Source organism: Streptomyces sp. NPDC051569 (assembly GCF_044454085.1).
Taxonomy (GTDB): Bacteria; Actinomycetota; Actinomycetes; order Streptomycetales; family Streptomycetaceae; genus Streptomyces.
On the sequence record NZ_JBITDJ010000003.1, the window covers coordinates 394,972 to 411,037 of the forward strand.

A 16,066-nucleotide genomic window follows, 5' to 3' on the forward strand; every position below is an offset into this window, starting at 1 on the left:
TCCACCTCGGAAGCACAGCTCACAGGCGGTCCCCGATGTGACGGCGCATGTCGGTGACACAGCCACCTTCCCCCGGGACCCGGTGCCGGACGAGCACCGCCCCCGGGAGGCCGGAGCGCGAAGTTCCGCGCCAAAGGGCAACCCGCCCGTACGAACAGCCCATTGTGGAGGACTTTCGTGCACAGAAAACGCCCCAGAGCCAGATCCCTCCTCGCACTCCTCACGGGTGCGCTCCTCGCGGGATCGACTCTCAGCGCCGTACCCGCCACCGCGCACGAGCCGGAGCCGCCGGCCGCGGAGGCCAGCTTTCAGCAGGTGACCCTCGCCAAGGGCGCCGACGAGACCGGTGAGCCGATCTCGCTCGCCGTCCTGCCGGACCGCCAGGTGCTCCACACCTCGCGCGACGGCACACTGCGCATCACCGACGCCGACGGCATCACCAAGGTCTCCGGCAAGCTGGATGTCTACAGCCACGACGAAGAGGGACTCCAGGGTGTCGGGATCGACCCCGACTTCACCGAGAACCGGGCGATCTACCTCTACTACGCCCCGAAGCTCAACACCCCGGACGGCGACGCGCCCGAGAACGGCACCGCCGCGGACTTCGCCCCCTTCGACGGGTACAACCGCCTCTCGCGCTTCACGCTCAACGAGGACGGCACCCTGAACAAGGCGAGCGAGAAGAAGGTCCTCGACGTCACCACCTCCCGTGGCATCTGCTGCCACGTCGGCGGTGACATCGCCTTCGACGCCGACGGAAACCTGTACCTGTCGACCGGCGACGACTCCAACCCCTTCGCCTCCGACGGCTACACCCCGATCGACCAGCGGCCCGACCGCAACCCGGCGTTCGACGCCCGGCGCAGCGCCGGCAACAGCAACGACCTGCGCGGCAAGGTCCTGCGCGTCAAGGTGGCCGAGGACGGCTCGTACACCATCCCCGAGGGCAACCTCTTCGCCCCGGGCACCGCGAAGACCCGGCCCGAGATCTACGCGATGGGCTTCCGCAACCCCTTCCGTATCTCCGTCGACAAGAAGACCGGCATCGTCTACGTGGGCGACTACGGCCCCGACGCCGGCACCGCGTCCCCGACCCGCGGCCCGGCCGGACAGGTCGAATTCGCCCGGGTGACGAAGGCCGGCAACTTCGGCTGGCCGTACTGCACGGGCAACAACGACGCGTACAAGGACTTCGACTTCGCGACGGGGACCTCCGGCGCCGCCTTCGACTGCGCCGCGCCCAGGAACACCTCGCCGCACAACACCGGCCTGACCGACCTGCCCCCGTCGCAGGCCGCGTGGATCCCGTACGACGGCGCCAGCCTGCCCGACTTCGGCGACGGCTCCGAGTCCCCGATGGCCGGACCGGTCTACCGCTACGACGCCGACCTGGACTCCCCGGTGAAGTTCCCGGAGTCCTACGACGGCGACTTCTTCGCCGGAGAGTTCGGTCGCCAGTGGATCAAGCGGATCGAGCAGGACGAGGACGGCACCGTCCAGAAGATCAACCCGTTCCCGTGGACCGGCACCCAGGTCATGGACATGGAGTTCGGCCCGGACGGCGCCCTCTACGTGCTCGACTACGGCCTGTCCTGGTTCGGCGGTGACGAGCACTCCGCGCTCTACCGCATCGAGAACGTCACCGACGGCCGGTCACCGGTCGCCGTGGCCGCGGTGAACAAGACCTCCGGCACCTCCCCGCTGAAGGTCGCCTTCTCCTCCGCCGGCTCCACGGACGCCGACGGCGATCCGCTGACCTACGCGTGGGACTTCGGCGACGGCGCCACCTCCACCGAGGCGTCCCCCGCCCACACGTACAAGAAGAACGGCACCTACACCGCCCGGCTCACCGTCTCGGACCCCACGGAGCGCACCGGCTCCGCCTCCGTCCGGGTGGTCGTCGGCAACACCGCGCCCAAGGTGACCCTCGAAGTCCCGGCGCAGGGCACCCTCTTCAACTTCGGTGACACGCTGCCCTTCAAGGTGAAGGTCACCGACCCGGAGGACGGCCCGATCGACTGCTCCAAGGTCATCGTCCGGTACATCCTCGGCCACGACAACCACGGCCACCCGATCACCTCGGCCAACGGCTGCGAGGGCACCCTCACGGCGCCCGCCGACGGCGAGCACGACCCCAACGCCAACATCTTCGGAGTCATCGACGCCGAATACACCGACGGCGGCGGTGGCGGCCAGGAGGCCCTGACCAGCCACGCCCAGGCGCAGCTGCAGCCCAGGCACCGGCAGGCCGAGCACTTCAACGGCTCCTCCGGCATCAAGACGTACGAGAAGAGCAGCGCCAACGGCGGCAAGACCGTCGGCGACATCGACAACGGCGACTGGATCTCCTTCAAGCCGTACAGCCTGACCGGGTCCAAGACGCTCACCGCCCGGCTCTCCTCCGGCGGCGCCGGCGGCTTCCTCGAAGTCCGTACGGGCTCAGCCGACGGCAACCTGCTCGGCTCCGCACCCGTCCCGGTGACCGGCAGCTGGGACATCTTCCAGGACATCGACGTACCGCTGCGCTCCGTCCCGGGCAAGACCACCGAGCTGTTCCTGGTCTTCAAGGGCGCGAGCGGCAACGGCGCGCTCTTCGACCTGGACGACTTCCAGATCTCCACGGCCGTGCCCGGCAAGACCGAGAAGCGCGTCCTGGTCTTCTCCAAGACCGCCGGCTTCCGCCACGACGCCATCCCCGAGGGCATCGCCGCCCTCAAGGAGCTCGGCAAAACCAGCGGCATCACCGTCGACGCCACCGAGGAGGCCGGCCAGTTCACCAGCAACAACCTGGCCAGGTACGACGCGGTCGTCTTCCTCTCCACCACCGGTGACGTCCTCAACGCCGACCAGCAGAAGGCGTTCGAGAACTACGTCTCCACCGGCGGCGGCTACATGGGCGTGCACGCCGCGGCGGACACCGAGTACGACTGGTCCTTCTACGGCGGCCTGGTGGGCGCCTACTTCGCCAACCACCCGGCGATCCAGCCCGTGACCGTACGGGTCGAGGACCACGACCACCCGGCGACCGCCCACCTCGGTGACGAGTGGCAGCGCACGGACGAGCTGTACAACTACCGCACCAACCCCCGTTCGCAGGCCAAGGTCCTCGCCACCCTTGACGAGACCACCTACCAGGGCGGCACCATGAAGGGCGACCACCCGATCGCCTGGTGCCAGACGTACCAGGGCGGCCGCGCCTTCTACACCGGGCTCGGTCACACCAAGGAGTCCTACGCCGACGAGTCCTTCCGGCAGCACCTGCTGGGCGGGCTCCGCTACACGGCCGGCCAGGTCAAGGCCGACTGCAAGCCCGGCACGGGCTACCGGTCGATCTTCAACGGCAAGACCCTGGAAGGCTGGAAGCAGGCCGGACCCGGCAAGTTCAACGTCGTCGACGGTGAACTGCGCTCCGAGGGCGGCATGGGCCTGCTCTGGTACCAGGCCAAGGAGCTGAAGTCGTACTCCCTGAAGCTGGACTGGAAGCTCCAGGGCGATGACAACTCCGGTGTCTTCGTGGGCTTCCCGGCCTCCGACGACCCCTGGTCCGCGGTCGACAAGGGATACGAGGTGCAGATCGACGCCACCGACGCCCCTGACCGCACCACCGGCGCCGTCTACACCTTCAAGTCGGCCGACCTCAAGGCCAGGGACCAGGTTCTGCGGCCGCCCGGCCAGTGGAACAGCTACGAGATCAAGGTCCAGGGTGAGCGTCTCCAGGTCTTCCTGAACGGCGTGAAGATCAACGACTTCACCAACAAGGACCCGGCACGCAGCCTGTCCGACGGCTACATCGGCCTCCAGAACCACAGCGCCGACGACCACGTGTCCTACCGCAACATCCAGCTCAAGGAACTGCCCGCCTAGTCGGGCGGCCCCACAGCTGACGGCGGGCGGGGAGGCGCCGTACCCCCCGCCCGCCGTCAACCCACCACCACACCGGCACCCGCACCACACCACTCCAACGGCAGGGAGGCAGCCCCGTGACGACGACCGCCACAGAATCGACTGCAGTACGCACCGGAATCTGGTTCGTCGGGGCGCGCGGCTCCGTCGCCACGACCGCCGTCGCGGGATGCGCGGCGGTCACCGCCGGGCTCCACCCCCCGACCGGCATGGTCACCGAGACCGCGCCCTTCGCGGAGTCGGGCCTGGCCGCCCTCTCCTCCCTCGTCTTCGGCGGACACGACACGGCGTCCTGCCCGCTGCCCAAGCGCGCGGAGGAGCTGACCGCGGCCGGCGTGCTCCCGCACGGACTGCCCTCCGCCGTCCACACCGAACTGACCGCCGCCGACCAGGAGATACGGGCCGGCGGCCCCCACCCCGGCGACACCCGGAGCGACGAGGAACTCATCGCCGCCTTCGCCGAGGACATCACGGACTTCGCCCGGCGCACCGGCGTCACGCGGACCGTCGTCATCAACGTCTCCTCCACCGAACCCCACCCCGCCCCGGACGACCCCCGGCTGCCCGCCAGCTCGCTGTACGCGGCGGCCGCCGTCCGCGCAGGCTGCTCCTACGTGAACTTCACCCCCTCCACCGGGCTGCGCACCGCCGCCCTCACCGCCGCCGCCGAGGCCGGCGGCCTTCCCCACGCCGGCCGCGACGGCAAAACAGGCCAGACGCTGCTCCGTTCCGTGCTCGCCCCGATGTTCGTCCAGCGGGCCCTGACCGTACGGGCCTGGTCGGGGACGAATCTGCTGGGCGGCGGGGACGGAGCGGCGCTGGCCGACCCGGCCGCGGCGGCGGCCAAGAACGCCGGCAAGGAACGCGTCCTCGCCGACACACTGGGCACCGCCCCCGAGGGCGAGGTCCACATCGACGACGTCCCGGCGCTCGGCGACTGGAAGACTGCCTGGGACCACATCGCCTTCGACGGCTTCCTCGGCTCCCGGATGATCCTCCAGACGATCTGGCAGGGCTGCGACTCGGCCCTCGCCGCGCCGCTGGTGCTCGACCTCGCCCGGCTGGTGGCCCGCGCGCACGAGGCCGGACTGAGCGGGCCGCTGCCCGAACTGGGCTTCTTCTTCAAGGACCCGGACGGCGGACCGGCCGCGCTCGCCGAGCAGTTCGAGGTGCTCCTCTCCTTCGCCGACCGGCTGAAGGAGACACGGTGAGCCTGCGCGCGGGGCTGCGCGAAAGCCTGCGCCCCTGGGCCGAACTGCTGCGCGTGTCCGCCCTCTTCACCGTCCCGGGCGACGCCCTGGCCGGCGCGGCCGCCCTCGGCGTACGCCCCAACCGCTCCACCGCGCTCGCCGTCGGCGCCTCGCTCTGCCTGTACGAGGCCGGTATGGCGCTGAACGACTGGGCGGACCGCGAGGAGGACGCGATCGACCGCCCGCACCGCCCGATCCCCTCGGGCCGGATCTCCCCGCGCGCGGCCCTCGCGGCCGCCGGCGGCCTGACGGCGGCGGGCCTGGCCCTGGCCGCCGGCGCGGGCCGACCTGCCCTGGCGGTGGGTACGGCCCTGGCGGCCACGGTCTGGGCGTACGACACCCGCCTCAAGCACACCCCGGCGGGCCCGCTGGCGATGGGCGCGGCCAGAACCCTGGACCTGCTGCTGGGTGCGACGGCGACCGCGCGTGGGGCGGGCGCCATGGGCGGGGGCAGCGGCCGGGCACCGTCCCGTACCGCCACGCCCGCCGCGCCCGTCGTCCACGGCACCGGCTCGCGCGACCCGTGGGGCGGAGCGCGTGCCGCCCTGCCGTCAGCGGCCCTGCTCGGCGCGCACACGGTCGCCGTCACCACGGTCTCGCGCCGCGAGACCCAGGGCGGCTCGACGGCCGCCCCCCTCGCCGCGCTCGCGGCCACGGCGGCCCTCGGCCTGCTGGCGGGCCGCACCACCACCCCGGTCCCCGCCCCGGCCGGGACACAGCCGCCATCGGCCCCGGCCTCTGCTGCTCCGGGCCGGTTCGCCGGCGCTCCCGGGCGGGGCACCAGGGCCCACCGGACGGAGCCCGCCGCGCTCGTCGCGGGCGCGCTCGCCGCCGTCTATGTCGGGACCGCCGGGCGGCCCCTGCTGCACGCCGTCCTCAATCCGTCCCCGCCGCTCACCCAGCGCGCCGTCGGCGGCGGGATCCGGGCCATGATCCCGCTGCAAGCCGCGCTGGCCGCGCGCGGCGGGGCCGCCGGTGTCGCCGCCGGAGTCATGGCGCTCGTCCCGCTGGCCCGAACCCTCGCACGGAAAGTGAGCCCGACATGAGCCTGCGATTCGGTTACGGCACCAACGGGCTCACCGACCTCCGGCTCGACGACGCCCTCGGGCTGCTCGCCGACCTCGGATACGACGGGGTCGGGCTCACCCTCGACCACATGCATCTCGACCCCATGGCCCCCGAACTCGCCGCCCGCACCCAGCGGGTCGCCCGGCGCCTCGCGGAACTGGGACTCGGGGTCACCGTCGAGACCGGCGCCCGCTATGTGCTCGACCCCCGCCGCAAGCACGGGCCGTCCCTGCTCGACCCGGACCCCCAGGGCCGCGCGGCCCGTACGGCGCTGCTGGTCACCGCCGTCCAGGTGGCCTCCGACCTCGGCGCCCACGCCGTGCACTGCTTCAGCGGGATCACCCCGCCGGGCACCGACACCGACACCGCCTGGAAGCGGCTCGAAGAGGCGATGGGCCCGGTGCTCGACGCGGCGGACGCCGCCGACATCCCGCTCGCGGTCGAGCCGGAACCCGGCCATCTCGTCGCGGACCTCGCCGGCTTCCACCAGCTCAGACACCTCCTCGGCGACCCGGACCCGCTCGGTCTCACGCTCGACATCGGGCACTGCCAGTGCCTGGAGGACGCCTCGCCCGCCGACTGCGTACGGGAGGCCGCGCCCTGGCTGCGGCACGTGCAGATCGAGGACATGCGGCGCGGCGTCCACGAGCACCTCCCCTTCGGGGAAGGCGAGATCGACTTCCCGCCCGTACTGGCGGCGCTGGCCGCCACCGGCTACCAGGGCCTGACCGTCGTCGAACTGCCCCGCCACTCCCACGCCGGGTCCGAACTGGCCCGTACCTCGCTGGACTTCCTCCGCACGAAGGGAGCATCACCGGCATGACCCCCACCCGCGAGGAACTCGCCCCCCAGCTCGACGCGGCCGCCGCGTCCTGGCTCGACACCGCACTCGCCGAGGCGGCGACAGCGGCCGAGGACGGTGACGACGACCGCGCCACCGCCCCCTGGGAACTGCGCTTCGCCACCGCCGGCCGGCACTGCGGCCAGGACCACGCCGACGCCGTACGCACCCTGCTGCTCCGGGAAGCCGGCGCCGGCCTGCCCACCCTCACCCGGCTCTACCAGCGGGGCAGCGCGGCCGAGCGCCGCGCCGTACTGCTCGCCCTGCCGGACCTCGTCACCGGGCCCGGCGCGCTGCCGCTGACCGAGGACGCCCTGCGGACCAACGACACCCGGCTCGTCGCCGCCGCGGTCGGGCCGTACGCCGCCGCCCACCTCGACCCCCACGCCTGGAGACACGCCATCCTGAAGTGTCTCTTCACCGGCGTGCCGCTCGACGCCGTCGAGGGCCTGGCCACCCGGGCCCACGCGGACGCCGAACTGGCCCGGATGCTCGCCGACTTCGCGGCCGAACGCACCGCCGCCGGCCGTTCCGTACCCGCCGACCTGCACCACGCGCTGAATCTGACCGGCGAGGAGTCCTGATGCGCATCTTCGACCCCCACATCCACATGACCTCCCGTACCACGGACGACTACCAGGCGATGTACGCCTCCGGTGTCCGCGCCCTGGTCGAGCCGTCCTTCTGGCTCGGCCAGCCCCGCACGTCGCCCGAGAGCTTCTTCGACTACTTCGACGCGCTCCTCGGCTGGGAGCCGTTCCGCGCCGCCCAGTACGGCATCGCGCACCACTGCACCCTCGCCCTCAACCCCAAAGAGGCGAACGACCCGCGCTGCACGCCCGTCCTGGACGAGCTGCCGCGCTACCTCGTCAAGGACGGTGTCGTCGCCGTCGGCGAGATCGGCTACGACTCGATGACCCCGGCCGAGGACCTCGCCCTCTCCGCCCAGTTGCAGCTCGCCGCCGACCACGGCCTGCCCGCGCTCGTGCACACCCCGCACCGCGACAAGCTGTCGGGCCTGCGCCGCACGATCGACGTCATCCGCGAGTCCGCGCTGGCGCCGGAGATGGTCGTCCTCGACCATCTCAACGAGACGACCGTCAAGGACGCCGCCGAGAGCGGCAGCTGGCTCGGGTTCTCCATCTACCCGGACACCAAGATGGACGAGGACCGCCTGGTCGCCGTCCTCAAGGCGCACGGCACCGACAAGGTGCTCGTCAACTCCGCCGCGGACTGGGGCAAGAGCGACCCCCTCAAGACCCGCAAGGTCGGCGACGCGATGCTCGCCGCCGGCTTCACCGAGGACGACGTCGACCTGGTCCTGTGGCGCAACCCCGTCGCGTTCTACGGGCTCAGCGGGAGACTCCAGCTCGACGTCCCCGCCCCGGAGGCCCTCCACGAGGGCAACTCCATCCTCCGCGGCGGGGAGTGAGGCCATGCGCTTCCGCCACCCCGACGGCTCCACCGTCCACCTCTCGTACTGCACCAACGTCCACCCCGCCGAGAACCTCGAAGGCGTCCTCGCCCAGCTGCGCGACCACTGCGAGCCGGTACGCAAGCGCCTCGGCCGGGACAGGCTCGGCATCGGCCTCTGGCTCGCCAGGGACGCCGCCCAGTCCCTGATCAACGACCCCTCGGTGCTGCGCGGGCTGCGCGCCGAACTCGACCGGCGCGGCCTGGAGGTCGTCACCCTCAACGGATTCCCCTACGAGGGATTCGGCGCCGAAGAGGTCAAGTACCGCGTGTACAAGCCGGACTGGGCCGACCCCGAGCGCCTCGCGTACACCAGCGACCTCGCCCGGCTGCTCGCCGCGCTGCTGCCCGACGATGTCACCGAAGGCTCCGTCTCCACCCTCCCGCTCGCCTGGCGTACCCCGTACGACGCCGAAGCGGCCCGCACCGCGCATGCCGCGCTGAGCACGCTCGCCGAGCGCCTCGACGCGCTGGAGGAGCTGACCGGCAAATCCATCCGGATCGCCCTGGAACCGGAGCCCGGCTGCACCGTCGAGACCACCGCCGACGCGATCCGCCCGCTCACCGACATCGCCAGCCACCGGATCGGCATCTGCGTCGACACCTGCCACCTCGCGACCTCCTTCGAGGACCCGGCCACCGCCCTGAAAGCGCTGGAAGCGGCGCGCATCGCCATCCCCAAGGCGCAGTTGTCCGCCGCGCTCCACGCCGAGCAGCCGCACCTGCCGGAGGTACGGAACGCTCTCGGCGCGTTCGCCGAGCCCCGCTTCCTCCACCAGACCCGCACCCGCACCACCGCCGGGCTGCTCGGCACCGACGACCTGGACGAGGCCCTCGGCGGCGACGCCCTGCCCGACGACGCCCCCTGGCGCGCGCACTTCCACGTCCCGCTGCACGCCCCGCCCGCACCACCGCTCACCTCCACCCTCCCCGTACTCCAGGACGCGCTGACCCGGCTCGTCGGCGGGCCGCGACCGCTCACCCGCCACCTGGAGGTCGAGACGTACACCTGGCAGGCGCTCCCTCCCGAGCTGCGCCCCCGCTCACGCGGGCAGCTCGCCGACGGGATAGCCGCCGAACTCACCCTGGCCCGCGACCTCCTGGTCGACCTCGGCCTCAAGGAGCTGCCGTGACCGAGAACGCCACCGCTGCGGTGACCGAGAACGCCACCGCTGCCGTGACCGAGAACGCCACCGTCCCCGCCGCGGGCCCGACCCCGCTGCTGGTCCTCGACGTCGTCGGTCTCACCCCGCAGCTGCTGCGGCACATGCCGAACCTCCGCAAGCTGGCCGGCACCGGCTCCCAGGCCCCGCTGACCACCGTGCTGCCCGCCGTCACCTGCAGCGCGCAGTCCACCTTCCTCACCGGGACACTCCCCTCCGAGCACGGCATCGTCGGCAACGGCTGGTACTTCCGCGAGCTGGGGGACGTCCTGCTCTGGCGCCAGCACAACGGCCTGGTCTCCGGCGACAAGCTGTGGGACGCGGCCCGCCGCGCGTACCCCGGCTACACCGTCGCCAATATCTGCTGGTGGTACGCGATGGGCGCGGACACCGACTTCACCGTCACCCCCCGCCCCGTCTACTACGCCGACGGCCGCAAGGAACCCGACTGCTACACGCGTCCGGTGGCGCTGCACGACGAACTCACCGAGAAACTCGGCACGTTCCCCCTCTTCCACTTCTGGGGCCCCGGAGCCGACCTCGTCTCCTCGCAGTGGATCATCGACGCCACCCGGCACATCATCGACACCCGCCGTCCCGACCTGGCCCTGTGCTACCTCCCGCACCTCGACTACGACCTCCAGCGCTACGGCCCCGACGACCCCCGCTCCCACCAGGCCGCCGCCGACCTGGACACGGCGATGGGACCGCTGCTGGACGACGCCCTCGCCGACGGCCGTACCGTCGTCGCGCTCTCCGAGTACGGCATCACCCGCGTCTCGCGCCCGGTCGACATCAACCGGGCTCTGCGCCGGGCCGGGCTGCTGGAGGTCCACACCCAGGACGGCATGGAGTACCTGGACCCGATGGCCTCCAGGGCCTTCGCCGTCTCGGACCACCAGCTCGCCCACATCTACGTACGGCGCCCGGAGGATCTGGACGCCACCCGTGAAGCCCTCAAGGACCTCGCCGGCATCGACGAGATCCTCGGCGACGAGGGCAAGAAGAGCCACGGCCTGGACCACCCGCGCTCCGGCGAGCTGGTGGCCATCGCCGAACCCGACGCGTGGTTCACGTACTACTACTGGCTGGACGACGACCGGGCGCCCGACTTCGCCCAGCTGGTCGAGATCCACCGCAAACCGGGCTACGACCCCGTCGAACTCTTCATGGACCCCCTCGATCCGTACGTCCGTCTCAAGGCGGCCAAGGCGATCGCCCGCAAGAAGCTCGGCATGCGCTACCGGCTCGCGGTCGTCCCCCTCGACCCCTCGCCCATTCGCGGCAGCCATGGCCGCCTTCCGGCGAGCGACGAGGAAGGTCCGCTCATCCTGTGCTCCACCCCCCAGGCCATCGGTGACCGCGTGGCGGCCACCGATGTGAAATCCCTGCTCCTCCAGCTTGCAGGTCTGCACTGAGAAGCGCTGACAAGCAGTGACCCCACTCACACAAGGAGTTCCCCTTGAGCCGCAAGAAGACCACCGACCCCGAGCTCGCCCGGAAGCTCAGCAGAAGGAACATGCTCGGCGTCGCCGCCGGTGCCACCGCCGCCGCCATCGTGGGCGCCTCGGCGCTCCCGGCCGCCGCCCAGGGCAAGGACCACGGCAAGGGTCATGACAAGGGCCACGGCCACGGCCATGGTGACGGTCACGGCAAGGGCGTACCCGTCCTGACCTCCGGCCGCCTCGGCATCCAGCTCTACTCGGTGCGCGACAAGGTCGCCGAGATCGGCTTCGCCAAGGTCTTCGACGAGCTGGAGCGCTTCGGCTACGACGAGATCGAGTACGCCGGCTACACCCAGGGCACCGGCGACATCACCCTCGCCCAGCTGAAGAAGCTCGCCCGGGACCACGGCCTGAAGGGCATCGGCAGCCACGTCAACTACGCCGACGACAACAACCCCGACGCCTACAGCTTCGCCCAGAACCTCACCAAGGTCCTGGACGACGCCCAGGCCCTGGGACTGCCGCACATCGGAACGGCCTCGGGCCCCTTCCGTTACGGCTCCACCGTCGACGCCTGGAAGCGGGCCGCCGCGGACTTCAACGCCTACGGCGCCGCGGCCAAGGCGCGGGGCATGAAGTTCTACCAGCACAACCACGGCGAGGAGTTCTCGTTCGCCACCGACCAGCCGGACGTCCGTCTGTACGACGTGCTGCTGGCCGAGACCGACCCCAGCCTGGTCTACCTGGAGATGGACATCTACTGGGCCTACACCGGCCAGTTCCGCTTCAGCAAGACCGTCGAGGGCAAGCCGCGCCCCTTCGAGCCGCTCGACTACGTGCTCAAGCACCCGGAGCGCTACCCGCTCTTCCACGTCAAGGACGGCACGCACGACGAGCTCGCACGTGACGGCTACGACATGACGGACGTCGGTGACGGCGACATCGACTACAAGCGCTTCATCTCCGCGGTGAACAAGACCCGGAACGGCCGCCGGGACCACAACTGGGTGGTGGAGCACGACCAGCCGGTCGACTCCATCGCCTTCGCCCGCAAGTCGGCGGCTCACCTGCACGGCCTGCGCGAGAAGCACTAGGGCCGTTCCCGGCGGGCTTCGCGCCGTCGCGCGAACATCGCCGGGCGCGTCACTGACCGACACCACGGCGGCCCTCCGCGCGGTCTCGCTCCCCCGAGCCCGCGCGGAGGGCCGGCCGTCTCGCGGCAGCCCCCTATTCCTGGGCCGCCCCCTCCCGGGCGGTCGTCCCGGGCCGGCCGTCTCGCGACGCCGGGGGCCGGCGCCCATACTGGGCAAGGAGCGCGTGCCCGCCACCCGCCCGTCCCCGAGGCACCGGGCACGCCGGACCGGCCCGGCCCGGCAGCTCACCATCCGCCGGAGCGGAGACCTCCATGGCACCCGCCACGCTCACCCGCCCGCTCACCCTCAAAGCGGGAACGTCCTGGTCGGACGCGTGGCGGCGCTCGCTCGCCGTGGCCCCGGAGGCATTCCGGGACGACCGCCCGCTCAACCTCTGGGCAGGGTCCTGGCGGACCGAAGGGCACGTCCTGCCCGCCACCAGCCCCGTCGACGGAAGCCCCGTCGCGGGGCCGCCACGCCTGGACGCCGCCACCGCCCAGCAGGCCGTACGCGCCTGCCTCGACGAGCACCGTGCCTGGCGCCATGTACCCCTGCCGGAGCGCAGGGCCCGCGTCGCGGCCACGCTCGACGCGCTCACCGAGTACCGCGAACTGCTCGCCCTGCTGCTCGTCTGGGAGATCGGAAAGCCGTGGCGGCTCGCCCAGGCCGACGTCGACCGCGCGATCGACGGCGTGCGCTGGTACACCGACGGCATCGGGCCGATGCTGGACGGCCGTACCCCGCTGACGGGTCCGGTCTCCAACATCGCCAGCTGGAACTACCCGATGTCGGTCCTGGTCCACGCCATGCTCGTCCAGGCGCTGGCCGGCAACGCGGTGATCGCCAAGGCCCCGACCGACGGCGGTGTGGCCTGTCTGACCCTGGCCTGCGCGCTCGCCGCCCGTGCGGGCATCCCCGTCACCCTGGTCAGCGGGAGCGGCGGCGAACTCTCCGAGGCGCTCGTCCGCTCACCGGAGATCGGCTGCGTCTCCTTCGTGGGCGGCCGGGACACCGGAGCCCGCATCGCCACCGCCGTCGCCGACCTCGGCAAACGCCACATCCTCGAACAGGAGGGCCTCAACACCTGGGGCGTCTGGGACTACACCGACTGGCCCGCTCTGACCGCCGTCGTCCCCAAACTCTTCGACTACGGCAAGCAGCGGTGTACGGCCTACCCCCGCTTCGTCGTCCAGCGCTCGCTCTTCGCGGACTTCCTGGAGGCGTACCTCCCCGCCGTGCACTCCATCCGCTTCGGCCACCCCCTCGCGGTCGAACACCCCGAGGACCCGCCGCCGGAACTCGACTACGGACCGCTCATCAACGCGGCCAAGGCCAGGGAACTCGCCGACCAGGTGGCCGAGGCGATCGACCGAGGGGCCGTCCCACTGCACCAGGGCGACCTGACCGACGCCCGCTTCCTGCCCGGCCAGGACACCAGCGCCTACCTGCCGCCCGTCACCCTGCTGGGGCCGCCCTCCTCCTCCCCGCTCTACCACGCGGAGCCCTTCGGCCCCGTCGACACGATCATCCTGGTCGACACCGAGGCGGAACTGCTGGCCGCGATGAACGCCTCGAACGGCGCCCTCGTAGCCACCCTGGCCACCGATGACCCGGCGACCTACGAACGGCTCGCCCCCCAGATCCGGGCCTTCAAGACCGGCCACGGCAAACCCCGCTCGCGCGGCGACCGCGACGAACTCTTCGGCGGCTTCGGCCACTCCTGGCGCGGCGCCTTCGTCGGCGGAGACCTCCTCGTACGAGCCGTGACGGACGGCCCCCCGGACGAACGCCCGCCGGGCAACTTCCCGGACTACCACCTGATGCCGTAGGCACCCGCCCACCTCCGCTCCCGGACCGCTGACCACCGGATATACGGGTGAGAGCGACCCGGAACCCCTGGTATTGTTGTCTTTGTCGCCGCGAGCAAACACCCGCGGTTCGACCACTCGTCCGGGTGGCGGAATGGCAGACGCGCTAGCTTGAGGTGCTAGTGCCCTTTATCGGGCGTGGGGGTTCAAGTCCCCCCTCGGACACAAACCATCTCCCCACGGGGTGATGCACCGGCAATCAGGTCAGGGTAGAGGTTCGCCTCCACCCTGACCTGCTGCTTTCCCGGGTGGTACACGCCCCGTATCCCGAGGCCTCGATAGACCGCTGCCTTCTCTTCCGCAGTGGCGTCGTGGAGCGCGTCCGCGATATCACCCAGACCCCTCACGAGGGCTTTGATGTCCCGCTTCGATGCGGCCTGCCGGGGTACGGCCCGGAGCCGGGCCTGAGCTTTGACCTTCTGTGCCGTGATCTCGTTCATCCACCCCGCGATGGCGACGGGGTCTCCTCCGGCGTCGAGAGCCGCCCGGAAGCGTGCGAGCTTCGCATCGCATTCCCGTAGTTCTTGGTGGACGCGCTCGACCTCCGCGCCACAGTCCTCCTGCCCACTGCCGGCAGCCTCGGCCATGGCCGTGAGGGTGGCCTCCAGTCGGTGCGGGGCGAAGGCCCGGCCGAGCCAGGAGTCGAGCGGGCGGATCAGGTCGGCCTCGCGGAGGAAGACGTTCCGGGGATGCTCGACGTGGTTGGCGAGCGCGTACTCCTCGGGGAAGCGGCACCGGTAGTACGCCTCGTGGTGGCTCTGCTGGCCCTGCATCTTCCGCGAGCAGAGACCGCAGGTCACAGCGCCCCGGAACGCGTAGTGGTGCCGGGTGCGGTGAACCTTGTGTTCCTTGTGCCCTCGGCCACGGGCCGCGAGCAGTTCCTGGACGGCATGGAACGTCTCCTGATCGACGAGTGGGGTGTGGACAAGGTCGTCGGAGAAGATTCACTTGTCCGACGGGTTCCGGCGCATCACTCCGACGTGTCCCATGCTCACGTCCTCGGTGTCCCGGACCGGTGCGTATTGCGCGACCGACCGGGAGAGCCCGAAGTCGAAAAACTCCGTGACTATCACCCCATCACGAGGAGCGACGAGAGTTGTGGCCCTGGCCAACTACCAGGCGCGCGAGGACTCGGGGTCCTGCTGATCCTCCGTCGAACACCGCCCGGCAAACGCGAACCTCGTCGGCATCGCGCCTCCATCCTTGATTCACCTTGTACCAGTCACGAACGCGATCACTCCACACATACACTCTCCGTCTCTCGCCCGCCAGTCCTTTCTCACCACACGAACCAAATCTTTACGCCTCCGCGCATCCACATTCACCAGAAGACATAGCAGTGCTTTGGCAGCCTTGGCCGTCAACTCCGGATCCACAACCGTAAGAAGGACTTGAAGTCCCCTGGCATCAAAACTCTTGACATCCAGCCGACTTGGCTGATCGTTCCGGATCATTACCGTTCCAAAGAGTGGAGATAATTGTGGGTCAGAATTTCATGACCGGCGGAGTCCAGGACGGTAGATGTATGGACGGTGCCTACGTTCAGGTTGAATGCCAGACGGTTAGGCAATTCACCAAGAAATGTGCGAGGAGAGCTCCACATCTGGCGCACGTGCGGCACCGCTCTTCCAAGGTGAAGAATATGCCGCGGTCCTCACAGGGCGGGGCGGTACGCAATTCGGGCAGTCGCCGGGGTGGAACGGCGACAGGGGATGCGGAGGTCCCGGCAGATAGATGACACCTGATACCGGGCCCTGCCCCCGCTGTGCTGATCCCACCAACCGGGTGGGGAGTTCGCGTACGGGCTTCCGTCCATCCGGAGGAGGTTGAACCGGTCCGGGTCCGGCGGACCGCTGGAGTCAGTCGTACGGCGCGTGACGGGGCGCACTCACCTGGACCACCGCGTCCTGTGCGGGTGATTG

At 70.9% G+C, this 16,066-nt stretch carries 11 protein-coding genes and 1 tRNA gene; 11 read left to right on the forward strand and 1 reads right to left on the reverse strand.

Features of this window, described 5'->3' with window-relative positions; all coding sequences use genetic code 11:
• The first annotated feature begins 177 nt into the window (after positions 1-177).
• The 11 genes from ACIBAE_RS07540 (at position 178) to ACIBAE_RS07590 (ending at position 14,309) form a co-directional block, all read left to right on the forward strand.
• Positions 178-3,864 carry a ThuA domain-containing protein gene (locus ACIBAE_RS07540; RefSeq protein WP_399282920.1) on the forward strand — a complete coding sequence of 1,229 codons (3,687 nt, stop codon included), beginning with the start codon at positions 178-180 and terminating at the stop codon, positions 3,862-3,864.
• 116 nt (positions 3,865-3,980) lie between these two features.
• A complete protein-coding gene (locus ACIBAE_RS07545; RefSeq protein ID WP_399282922.1) occupies positions 3,981-5,114 on the forward strand; it encodes an inositol-3-phosphate synthase in 1,134 nt (377 codons plus the stop codon).
• On the forward strand, positions 5,111-6,199 hold the full coding sequence (locus ACIBAE_RS07550) for an SCO3242 family prenyltransferase (RefSeq protein ID WP_399282923.1): 1,089 nt from the start codon (positions 5,111-5,113) through the stop codon (positions 6,197-6,199). Before ACIBAE_RS07545 ends, ACIBAE_RS07550 begins: the two co-directional genes overlap by 4 nt.
• The gene (locus ACIBAE_RS07555) at positions 6,196-7,044 is read left to right on the forward strand and encodes a sugar phosphate isomerase/epimerase family protein (RefSeq protein ID WP_399282924.1); all 849 of its coding nucleotides are present in this window, start codon (positions 6,196-6,198) and stop codon (positions 7,042-7,044) included. The genes ACIBAE_RS07550 and ACIBAE_RS07555 overlap by 4 nt, the downstream gene beginning before the upstream one ends.
• Complete coding sequence (locus ACIBAE_RS07560) at positions 7,041-7,646, forward strand: EboA domain-containing protein (protein ID WP_399282925.1); 606 nt, start codon at positions 7,041-7,043, stop codon at positions 7,644-7,646. Before ACIBAE_RS07555 ends, ACIBAE_RS07560 begins: the two co-directional genes overlap by 4 nt.
• Positions 7,646-8,494: a TatD family hydrolase gene (locus ACIBAE_RS07565; RefSeq protein ID WP_399282926.1), complete on the forward strand. Its 849-nt coding sequence runs from the start codon at positions 7,646-7,648 to the stop codon at positions 8,492-8,494. The genes ACIBAE_RS07560 and ACIBAE_RS07565 overlap by 1 nt, the downstream gene beginning before the upstream one ends.
• A 4-nt stretch (positions 8,495-8,498) precedes the next feature.
• Complete coding sequence (gene eboE, locus ACIBAE_RS07570) at positions 8,499-9,668, forward strand: metabolite traffic protein EboE (RefSeq protein ID WP_399282927.1); 1,170 nt, start codon at positions 8,499-8,501, stop codon at positions 9,666-9,668.
• 44 nt (positions 9,669-9,712) lie between these two features.
• Complete coding sequence (locus ACIBAE_RS07575) at positions 9,713-11,116, forward strand: nucleotide pyrophosphatase/phosphodiesterase family protein (RefSeq protein ID WP_399283059.1); 1,404 nt, start codon at positions 9,713-9,715, stop codon at positions 11,114-11,116.
• Positions 11,117-11,217: 101 nt separating this feature from the next.
• Positions 11,218-12,237 (forward strand): sugar phosphate isomerase/epimerase family protein, encoded by a 1,020-nt coding sequence (locus ACIBAE_RS07580; protein ID WP_399283060.1) that lies wholly within the window; start codon positions 11,218-11,220, stop codon positions 12,235-12,237.
• 311 nt (positions 12,238-12,548) lie between these two features.
• A complete protein-coding gene (locus ACIBAE_RS07585) occupies positions 12,549-14,105 on the forward strand; it encodes an aldehyde dehydrogenase family protein (RefSeq protein WP_399282928.1) in 1,557 nt (518 codons plus the stop codon).
• A 119-nt stretch (positions 14,106-14,224) separates the two neighbouring features.
• Positions 14,225-14,309: transfer RNA gene (locus tag ACIBAE_RS07590), tRNA-Leu, on the forward strand.
• Here the strand turns inward: ACIBAE_RS07590 and ACIBAE_RS07595 are convergent.
• Positions 14,291-14,917 carry a hypothetical protein gene (locus ACIBAE_RS07595; RefSeq protein WP_399282929.1) on the reverse strand — a complete coding sequence of 209 codons (627 nt, stop codon included), beginning with the start codon at positions 14,915-14,917 and terminating at the stop codon, positions 14,291-14,293. The genes ACIBAE_RS07590 and ACIBAE_RS07595 overlap by 19 nt on opposite strands.
• Positions 14,918-16,066 lie beyond the last annotated feature (1,149 nt).

Coding starts and splice junctions, on each gene's coding strand:
- ACIBAE_RS07555 (WP_399282924.1), top strand. CDS start 6,196: ATGAGCCTGCGATTCGGTTACGGCACCAACGGGCTCACCGACCTCCGG.
- ACIBAE_RS07560 (WP_399282925.1), top strand. CDS start 7,041: ATGACCCCCACCCGCGAGGAACTCGCCCCCCAGCTCGACGCGGCCGCC.
- ACIBAE_RS07565 (WP_399282926.1), top strand. CDS start 7,646: ATGCGCATCTTCGACCCCCACATCCACATGACCTCCCGTACCACGGAC.
- eboE (WP_399282927.1), top strand. CDS start 8,499: ATGCGCTTCCGCCACCCCGACGGCTCCACCGTCCACCTCTCGTACTGC.
- ACIBAE_RS07580 (WP_399283060.1), top strand. CDS start 11,218: ATGCTCGGCGTCGCCGCCGGTGCCACCGCCGCCGCCATCGTGGGCGCC.
- ACIBAE_RS07585 (WP_399282928.1), top strand. CDS start 12,549: ATGGCACCCGCCACGCTCACCCGCCCGCTCACCCTCAAAGCGGGAACG.
- ACIBAE_RS07595 (WP_399282929.1), bottom strand. CDS start 14,917: ATGCAGGGCCAGCAGAGCCACCACGAGGCGTACTACCGGTGCCGCTTC.